The sequence below is a fragment of the uncultured Jatrophihabitans sp. genome (genome assembly GCF_964246335.1).
GTDB lineage: Bacteria > Actinomycetota > Actinomycetes > Mycobacteriales > Jatrophihabitantaceae > Jatrophihabitans.
On record NZ_CAXTQF010000049.1, the window covers coordinates 18397 to 27006 of the forward strand.

The window sequence follows — 8610 nt, forward strand, 5'->3', positions numbered from 1 at the left end:
GGCCATGAAGGTCGCGGTCGCCGGCGGAACAGGCTTGCTGGGGCGCTTCGTCGTCCAGACGCTGACCGAGCAGGGGCACGAGCCGGTGGTGCTCGCGCGCACGAGGGGCGCGGACCTGCTCAGCGGGGACGGCGTTCGCGAGGCCGTGGACGGCTGCGGCGTCGTGATCGACGTCAGCAACTTCGCCAGCATGCGCAAGCGGGTCGCCGTCGAATCGTTCGAGGCGGCGACGCGGCACCTGCTGGAAGCCGGTCGCGCCACCGGGGTGGTGCATCACGTGGCCGTGTCGATCGTCGGCATCGACCGGGTGCCGATGGGCTACTACCAGGGCAAGCTCGCGCAGGAGCGGCTGCTCGCCGACGCGCCGGTGCCGGCCAGCGTGCTGCGCGCGACCCAGTTCCACGAGTTCGCGGCCCAGACGCTGCGCCGCTCGCCCGGCCCGCTCGCCGTCCTGCCGAGGATGCGGATGCAACCGGTCGCCGCCCGCGAGGTGGCGCAGGCGCTCGTCGCGCTGGCCTTCGACGTCCCGCTCGGCAGGGCACCCGAGCTGGCCGGCCCGCAGGTGCTCGAGCTCATCGACCTCGCTAAGCGCGTCCTGGCCGCGCAGGGGTCGCACCGCACGGTGGTGCCGTTGCGGCTGCCCGGCGCGGTCGGCCGCGGCTTCGCGAACGGCGCGCTGCTGCCGACCGGTGAGGGGCCGCGCGGAACGCAGACGTTCGACGAATGGCTGCGTGCCACGTACTGAGCGCGCTCGTCGTTAGCTGCGCCGACGCCGGGGTAGTTGCTGACTGACGGACCCATCGGCGAAGGGCGCATCGCGAATGAAGATCGGCTATTTCCTGTCCTGCGAGGAGTACGGCCCCGCGGAACTGATCTACCAGGCGAAAGCCGCCGAGGCCGCGGGTTTCGAGTCTTTGTGGATCTCCGACCATTTCCACCCGTGGACCGACGCGCAGGGCAACAGCCCGTTCGTGTGGTCGGTGATCGGGGCCATCTCGCAGGTGACGTCCCTGCCCATCACGACGGCCGTGACGTGCCCGACCATCCGCATCCACCCCGCGATCATCGCGCAGGCCGCGGCGACCAGCGCCTTGCTGACCGAGGGCAAGTTCATCCTCGGTCTCGGCTCCGGTGAGGCGCTCAATGAACACATCACCGGATCGCGCTGGCCGGACACGAAGGTCCGCCTCGAGATGCTCGAGGAGTCGATCGAGGTCATGCGCGAGCTGTGGACCGGCGAGTTCGTCGACCACCACGGCCCGCATTACACCGTCGAGAACGCGCGGCTCTACACCCTGCCCGACGCGCCGCCGCCGGTGTACGTCAGCGGCTTCGGGCCTCGCGCGAGCAGGCTCGCCGGCCGCGTCGCCGACGGCTTCGTCACGGTTGCGCCCGATGAGGACTCGATCAAGGTGTTCCGCGATGCCGGTGGCGAGGGCAAACCCGTCCACGGCGGACTGAAGGCGTGCTGGGGCCCGGACAAGTCCGCCTGCGTGTCGATCGCGCGGGAGTCCTGGCCGAACGAGAGCCTCGAAGGTGAAATGGTCCAGACGCTGTCCAGCCCGAAGCACTTCGAGCAGGCGGGGTCGCTCGTGACCGATGAAATGACGGCCGAGTCGGTGGCCTGCGGGCCGGACCTCGACACGCACATCGCTGCGTTCAAGCCGTTCGCCGACGCCGGCTTCGACGTGATGCACGTCCAGCAGATCGGTGCGCGGCACCAGGAGTGCGACATCGACGGGTTCTTCGAGTTCTACCGGGACACGGTGCTGCCGCGGGTGCGTGAGCTGTCCTGACCACTCGGCATGATGTGCCGGTGCGCGACGACGACGGCTACGCCGACCTGAAGTCCTACGCGGCGATCGGCGACGGCCGCACCGTCGCGCTGGTGGCCAGGGACGGGCGCGTCGACTGGCTGCCGCTGCCCGACCTCGACCGCACGCCGGCATTCGGTGCGTTGCTCGACGCGCAGAACGGCGGTTACATCGCGCTGGCGCCGACGCAGGACTTCACCGTCGAGCGCGAGTACGTCGCGGACACCAACGTGCTCGCCACGACGTTCACCACGCCGAGTGGACGCGTGCGCGTCACCGACGCGATGAACACCGGCGTTGCCGGGCGGCTGCCGTGGGCCGAGCTCGCCCGGCGCATCGACGGCGTCGAGGGCGAGGTGGAGCTGTGCGGCGTGGTGCGTCCCGGCACCTGCCTGAACACCGCGTCACCCTGGTTCGAGGACACCGCCGCCGGACCGGTCATCAGGCTGGACGGTCTCACCATGGCCGTGCGCGTGCTCGGTGCAGCGGACAAGACGCACGACGAGCGCGAGCAGCGCGAGACGCGCGTGCGCTACGTGACGTCGCCCGGCTCGCGGCACCTGCTCGCCGTCGTCGCCACCGAGCGCGAGCCGCTGTTCCTGCCTCGGCCCGAGCACATCGACCAGGGCGTCGACCGCACGATCGACAACTGGGCGACCTGGATGGACACCTTCGGCTGGGACGGCCCGTGGAGCGAGTACGTGCGCCGCAGCGCGCTGACACTCAAGACGCTGATCTACGCCCCCACGGGCGCGGTTGCCGCAGCGGCCACGACGTCGCTGCCCGAGTCCACGAGCGAGGCGAAGAACTGGGATTACCGCTTCGCGTGGTCACGCGACATGGCCTACACGCTGCAGGCGCTGTTCCGCTTCGGGCTGCGCGAGGAGACGCACGGTGCGATCAGCTGGCTGATGGCGACCATCCGCCGGCACGGTCCCGACCCGCGCATCTTCTACCGGATCGACGGGCGCTACCCCGACGGCGAGGTCCACGAGTACGACGTGCCGGGCTGGCGCGCGCACCGGCCGGTGGTGGCCGGCAACGCCGCCACCGACCAGCTGCAACTCGGCGTCTTCGGCGACCTGTTCAGCATCGTGCGGCTCTACGTGGACAACGGCAACGTGCTCGACGCGGAGACCGGCCGCACGCTCGCCGGCGTGGCCGACACCGCGTGCGACGTGTGGCAGAGCAAGGACTCCGGCATGTGGGAGCTGCCGACCGAGCGGCATTACACGACGTCGAAGATGGGCTGCTGGAAAGCGCTGACCGACGCGGTCGCGCTTGCCGAGCTGGGCCAGATCCCGGGCAGTCCGGAGCGCTGGCGCAACGAGGCGGAGCGCATCCGCCGGTGGGTCGACGACCACGCGTGGTCCAGCGAGCGCAACGCCTACGTCTGGTACCCGGGTTCGGATCAGCTGGACGCGTCGGTGCTGCTGCATGCCATCAGCGGCTTCGACCGCGGCCCGCGGATGAGTTCGACGCTCGACGCGTTGCAGGCCGAGCTCGGCGCTGGGCCGCACCTGTACCGCTACAGCGGGGCGAGCAAGGTCGAGGGCTCGTTCGTCGCGTGCTCGTTCTGGATGGTGTCCGCGCTGGCGCTCGTCGGGCGGCGCGACGAAGCGCGTGCCGTGCTGGACCAGTTGGTGGACGCGGGCAACGACGTGGGCCTGTTCGCGGAGATGATCGACCCGGCGACGGGGGAGTTCCTCGGCAATCTGCCGCAGGCACTCAGCCACCTGGCCTTGATGCACGCCGCGACGACGCTGGCCGAGGAGGGCTGACGAGAGGACTGACTCCGCGGTTACTCCACCGGCCAGCGGGCGTCCAGGCCGGTCATCTGCAGGATGCGCACGACGCGCGGGCCGGGGTTGCGCAGACCGAACGTCACGGCGTGGTCCTCGGCATCGTGCGCGAGGTCGATCAGCGCGCCGATGCCGGTGGAGTCGAGGAACGTCACGCCGGACATGTCGAGCACCAGGCCGGTGATGCCCTCGGTGCGCAGTGCCTCGCGGCCCTCGTCGAGCAGCCAGTCGCGGCTCTGCACGTCGACCGAACCGGTGATCACGAGGACGGTCTCGCCGGAGTTCGGCGCGTTCTCCACGTCGATGTCGAGCTCCATGCGCAGACCCTAGCGAGCCGTCCGGGCGCCGTCGCATCCGGCGGGCCGTCCAGCGCGCGCCCAGCGAACTCCCAGCCGGCTCCTCTACCGTCGCAGCATGGCGCCGACGACATCCGAGGCGCGTCCCCAGGACGCGAAGTCGCAGCGCTTCGCCGGCCTGCGGGCCTTCCGCGACCGGGTCCGCGCCCGGCCCGGCGGTGCGCTCGGCTGGCGCATCGGCGTCACGTTCGTCAGCGTCGTCGTCATCGCCGGTGGCGTCCTGTTGCTGCCGCTTCCAGGCCCCGGCTGGGTGATCATCTTCGCCGGGCTCGGGCTGCTGGCCACCGAGTACGACTGGGCCAGGCGGCTGCTCACCTTCGCCCGCCAGAAGGTTCAGGAGTGGACACAATGGCTCGGCCGCAAACCGATCTGGGTGCGCGCGCTCGTCGGCCTGGCGATCTTCGTGCTCGTCGCCGCGTGCCTCTACCTGGCCTGGCGGCTCACGCGATGACGCCACCGGTGCGCGTGTAACCTGGTCCGGCCGGTCGCGCACCGGCATGTCCCGGGCGATTAGCTCAGCGGGAGAGCACTGCCTTCACACGGCAGGGGTCACTGGTTCGATCCCAGTATCGCCCACCACCTTCTAGGTCAGCAACTCCGGGCCCTGCGCAGCCAAGCCATGATCACGTTCGACTCGTGGATTTCAAATTCAGTCCGCAAAAAGTCCGCACACGTCGACCAAACATGGACCGTTGGGTGCCGCTGGCAGGCAGTGATCGACGTCGACTGATTGTCGAAGACCCATCGATAGGCCTCGTCCGCGGCGAGCTTTGGGCTCATCCTCGAACGAGTCGAGTGCCTCGAACGAGTCGAGTGCGCCTGCTGGTATTCATGGGGATTCCTGATGGCGCCCCGCGCACGCTTGTCAGGCTGGTGCAGGGCGGGCAACGTAAGTCCGTGACCGATTCAGACCATCCCGAGGTGGCGCCGAGCCCGTCGACGCGAGCGCGGGACCACATGGCCAACGAACGCACCTATCTCGCGTGGCTACGTACTGCAGCCACCGTGATGGCGCTGGGTCTCGCGGTGGCCAGCTTCGCCGACTCCGTGTCCTGGAGCTCGGCAGCGGCGGGTGTGCTGCTGGTCGCGGTCGGAGCAGCGGGGATCGTGTACGGCACCCGGCGCTACCGGCAGGTCACATGAGAACTGGAAGCCGATAGCTACACCACCGGCACCCGCGGCAACGTGGCCGTCCTCGCCTCGACCGTGCTGATCACGGCGCTGGCGATCGCGATGCTGCTGGTGCTGATCGGCCGCGATTGATCGAGTCAACCGCGGTCGAACCACCAGCCGAGCAGAAACACACGAAGAAAGAGACGCATCCGATGTGGGCCAAACGAGACGACATGATCGTGCACGAGCAGGACCCTTACAACGCCGAGCCACCCCGGCCGGGGCTCGCAACGACGATCACGCCATTCGACTCGTTCTACGTACGCAACCACGGCCCGGTCCCCAACATCGACACTGACGCGTGGCGGCTGAGCATCGACGGGCTGGTCGACCACGAGCTCACGCTGTCGCTGGCCGACCTGCAGAACCGGTGGCCGCACCGGCAGGTGACGGCGACGATGCAGTGCGCAGGTAACCGCCGCGCCGGACTGATCGAGGTACGCGACATCCCGGGCGAGGACCCGTGGGGACCCGGCGCCACCTCGACCGCGCAATGGACAGGCGTCCGTCTGGCCGACGTGCTGGCCGACGCCGGCGTCCACCAAGATGCGCGTTACGTGGCGTTGGGCGCCCCGGACGTCTCACAAATCGCCGACCCGCCCCAGCCCTACGGCGGGTCCATCGACCTCGGCAAGGCGACCAGCGACGAGGTGCTGCTCGCCTGGGCGATGAATGGTGATCCTCTGCCCGCGGTGCACGGCGGACCTGTCCGCGTCGTCGTGCCCGGCTACATCGGCGCCCGCAGCGTCAAATGGGTCCAGCGCATCACCGTCCAGACCACACCGTCCGACAACTACTTCCAAGCCACCGCATACCGGTTGCTGCCCGCCGAGGCCGACCCCGCCACTGCCGGACCGGGCGACGGGCTGCCCCTCGCCGCGGTCGCGTTGAATGCCGCCATCATCAGCCCCGACGACGACGCGCACGTCGCCGCCGGCAGGCTCGAGGTCGCCGGCTACGCCTACGCCGGCGACGACCGCACCGTTGCCCGTGTCGACGTTTCGACCGACGAGGGCCGTAGCTGGGTGCAGGCAGACCTCGACCCGGCCGCGTCACCCTGGTCGTGGCAGCACTGGACTGCGGCCGTGGACGTCACGCCGGGCAAACAGACAGTCATCGCCCGCGCGTGGGACAGCACCGGCGCCAGTCAACCCGAATCACCCCGGCACCTGTGGAACCCGAAGGGCTACATCAACAACTCATGGGCTAGAAGCCACGTACATGCAATGTGACGCCTGAATTAGACGGGCGCACCCCGATCCTGCCTCCAAATGCGCCCAGGTTCGCTAGCGATCGGCGAATGATCAAGTTTCGACAGCTACCTCCCGCCAGCGCCGCAGAGCGATTCGAGACGGCCTGATGCGCAAAGAACCGTCGTCATGCGTGCTCCCAGGTCGCTAGAGGCAGAGCGCATTTCAGGAAATCTGTCGCCATAACTGCAAGATCAAACAAACGCTCATGCTGCGTTGAGCGCTAGCGCGCGTGTCCGGTCAAGACTCGCTCGGTGGCCGCATCTGTGGCACCCGGTTGGCTAGTTCGGGCTCGCTTGAAAAGACTCGTCGGCGATCTAGCTCGGCCAGCTGCCGGGAATTTGTTCAGCGGCGTAACCGGCCGTGGCCGAGGTAATCAGCGGGCTTACCGGTCGTCGGTGGCACGTAGCGTCGCGTAGGTGACAGCGCCGAAGACGAGGTGCGGGACCGCGTCTGCCGTCCAGTCCGCGACCTTCCACTCGTCCGGGTCGCTGATCCCGAACAGCTTGAGCGGGACGTCCGACATGGCCATCGCCGCGGCCGAGATCAGCAGAACGGCGATCGGTGCTGGGATGGAGTGCCCCCGCGAGCGAACCGTGCGGTGGAGCGAACCGGCCAGGGCGCCGACGACGACACCGACCGCAGTCCCCGACAGCGGGCCCAAGCCGGCAAGCCGGTTGTCGCGCGCATCGCCTTCGCCGGGGATGTCCACGCCGGCCTTGCCTGCAGCGGCCTCGACGAGATCCTGGGGGGCCGAGCTGGTGCTTCTTCCGCGGATAGCCATGTCCAGGTAGGTAGTCGCGTTGAGTGCGGTCGTGCCCGCTGCTCCGGCGGCTGCGCCGCGCAGGAAGCCTAGTGCGTTCATGGGGTGCTCCTCCCTCGATGGGTAGTCGGTTCCCGGGTTCGGCGCAGGCGTTTCGACGTCATCGACACGCCTGCGCCTCGGGGTGAGGACGCGGTCAGCCCAGGCCGCGCTGGGTCATGATGCCGAGCTCGTCGGTGCTGCCCCAGCGTTCGGCGAGCACGCCGTCGGCGAATTTGCTGATCTGTACGCCGCGCACCGTGAATGCCTTGCCGGTGGCGTCGGAAGACAGCGGCAGGTCGCGGCTTTCGCCGGGTCAGAGGGACGCCGGGACGGCGGGTTCGCATTGAACCCGCCCCGCTTTCGGTCCGGGTCTGGTCGGGTCAGCCGGCCACGGAAGTCCGAACGGCGATGCCCTCCTGCGAAATGCGTTGGGCGGCTTGCTTGACCTTGTCGCGGGCCGATTCTTCCTGCGTCAGGTTCTGCCGAAGCAGGGTCGCCACCTCGGTGGCGCCGCGAGCCTCGGCGTTGGTGACCAGAGTCTCGTAGACCGCGATTTCGTAGTGCTCAGTCTCCAGAGCACCGGCCAGAATCACCGCGTCGACGATGCTGTCGTCGGTCTTCTTGATCGTCGAGGTGCCTTCCTTGGCCAGGCCCTTGGTCACCGGCGAAGGTGAGTCATCGACAGACTCGCCGAGCAACGCGAAGCACTGTTCGATGTTCGCGATCTGCTGGCGGGTCTCCTCGGCGTGCTCACGAAACATCGTCTTCAGTTCGGCGCGCTGCGCGTGCTGTTCCAAGTCAGCGAGCATCGCCAGGGTGTCGTGCTCCATCGACAGGGCCGACCCCAGCTTGAAACTGAAGATCTCTTCTGGGGTTGTCAAGTGCTCGAACATGTTGTCTCCGCTTCTCGATCAATTGGTGGTTCAGGTTCTATGCGGCTGCTGCCGCCGGAAGGTTCGGGTTTCCCGCTCATATCCATCTCTGCACGGTGAAAGACGGTCCATCTCTTCTGGGCGGCACTGATACTGCTGCGCATGCGGCGCGTCGCGAGGACGCGGAAAGAGAAAGAGATCCCTGGTTGGGAGAGCCGGGAGGATGATCGTCTTGGGCTCAATGGCCGAACTCCACGACACCTCCACGGTACCCAGGAACACGCAAACTGTCGCAGCGCGGCCGACAAGCCTGCTCCCGATTCACCCTGACCCCCGCCGCACCTCGCCACTGCAGCCGACGCAGGACCAGCCCCTTCCAGAGTTCACAAGACACGAACCTCACGAACCTCTGGGCACCGCGCCAAAGGGATGGCGACACGCTGACCCGACGATCTCCGCGTCTCAGATGCGGATCGGCGGATTCAGGGGTCGTTGCATCAGCCCGCTGTTGAGGTGGTCGACAGTAGTTCGTTGAGAG

Annotated in this window: 9 protein-coding genes and 1 tRNA gene; 7 read left to right on the forward strand and 3 right to left on the reverse strand. The window is 68.3% G+C overall.

The genetic code is table 11. From position 1 onward, the window contains the following. The first annotated feature begins 4 nt into the window (after positions 1 to 4). The 3 genes from ACFFCN_RS13680 to ACFFCN_RS13690 all read left to right on the forward strand — a co-directional run bounded on the left by ACFFCN_RS13680 (position 5) and on the right by ACFFCN_RS13690 (position 3595). Entirely contained in the window at positions 5 to 745 is a 741-nt protein-coding gene (locus ACFFCN_RS13680; protein WP_375492435.1) for an SDR family oxidoreductase, read from the forward strand. Positions 746 to 821: 76 nt separating this feature from the next. Further along, the gene (locus ACFFCN_RS13685; protein ID WP_375492437.1) at positions 822 to 1796 is read left to right on the forward strand and encodes a TIGR03557 family F420-dependent LLM class oxidoreductase; all 975 of its coding nucleotides are present in this window, start codon (positions 822 to 824) and stop codon (positions 1794 to 1796) included. A 20-nt stretch (positions 1797 to 1816) separates the two neighbouring features. Then, positions 1817 to 3595, forward strand: a complete 1779-nt coding sequence (locus tag ACFFCN_RS13690; protein WP_375492439.1) for a glycoside hydrolase family 15 protein — start codon at positions 1817 to 1819, stop codon at positions 3593 to 3595. Between the two features lie 20 nt (positions 3596 to 3615). On the opposite strand, the gene ACFFCN_RS13695 is transcribed toward ACFFCN_RS13690, so the two are convergent. Continuing rightward, positions 3616 to 3933, reverse strand: a complete 318-nt coding sequence (locus tag ACFFCN_RS13695) for an STAS domain-containing protein (RefSeq protein WP_375492441.1) — start codon at positions 3931 to 3933, stop codon at positions 3616 to 3618. A 97-nt stretch (positions 3934 to 4030) separates the two neighbouring features. On the opposite strand from ACFFCN_RS13695, the gene ACFFCN_RS13700 reads away from it, so the two are divergent. From ACFFCN_RS13700 to ACFFCN_RS13715, 4 genes are all read left to right on the forward strand, one after another. Further along, positions 4031 to 4423, forward strand: a complete 393-nt coding sequence (locus tag ACFFCN_RS13700) for a TIGR02611 family protein (RefSeq protein ID WP_375492442.1) — start codon at positions 4031 to 4033, stop codon at positions 4421 to 4423. 53 nt (positions 4424 to 4476) lie between these two features. Further along, positions 4477 to 4551: transfer RNA gene (locus ACFFCN_RS13705), tRNA-Val, on the forward strand. A gap of 318 nt (positions 4552 to 4869) precedes the next feature. Further along, the gene (locus tag ACFFCN_RS13710; RefSeq protein WP_375492444.1) at positions 4870 to 5115 is read left to right on the forward strand and encodes a YidH family protein; all 246 of its coding nucleotides are present in this window, start codon (positions 4870 to 4872) and stop codon (positions 5113 to 5115) included. Between the two features lie 203 nt (positions 5116 to 5318). Beyond that, a complete protein-coding gene (locus tag ACFFCN_RS13715) occupies positions 5319 to 6377 on the forward strand; it encodes a sulfite oxidase (RefSeq protein WP_375492446.1) in 1059 nt (352 codons plus the stop codon). Positions 6378 to 6780: 403 nt separating this feature from the next. Here ACFFCN_RS13715 and ACFFCN_RS13720 read toward each other — a convergent pair whose 3' ends face one another. Both ACFFCN_RS13720 and ACFFCN_RS13725 read right to left on the reverse strand, forming a co-directional pair. Beyond that, a complete protein-coding gene (locus ACFFCN_RS13720; protein ID WP_375492447.1) occupies positions 6781 to 7260 on the reverse strand; it encodes a hypothetical protein in 480 nt (159 codons plus the stop codon). A 320-nt stretch (positions 7261 to 7580) separates the two neighbouring features. Then, positions 7581 to 8093: a ferritin-like domain-containing protein gene (locus ACFFCN_RS13725; protein WP_375492449.1), complete on the reverse strand. Its 513-nt coding sequence runs from the start codon at positions 8091 to 8093 to the stop codon at positions 7581 to 7583. Positions 8094 to 8610 lie beyond the last annotated feature (517 nt).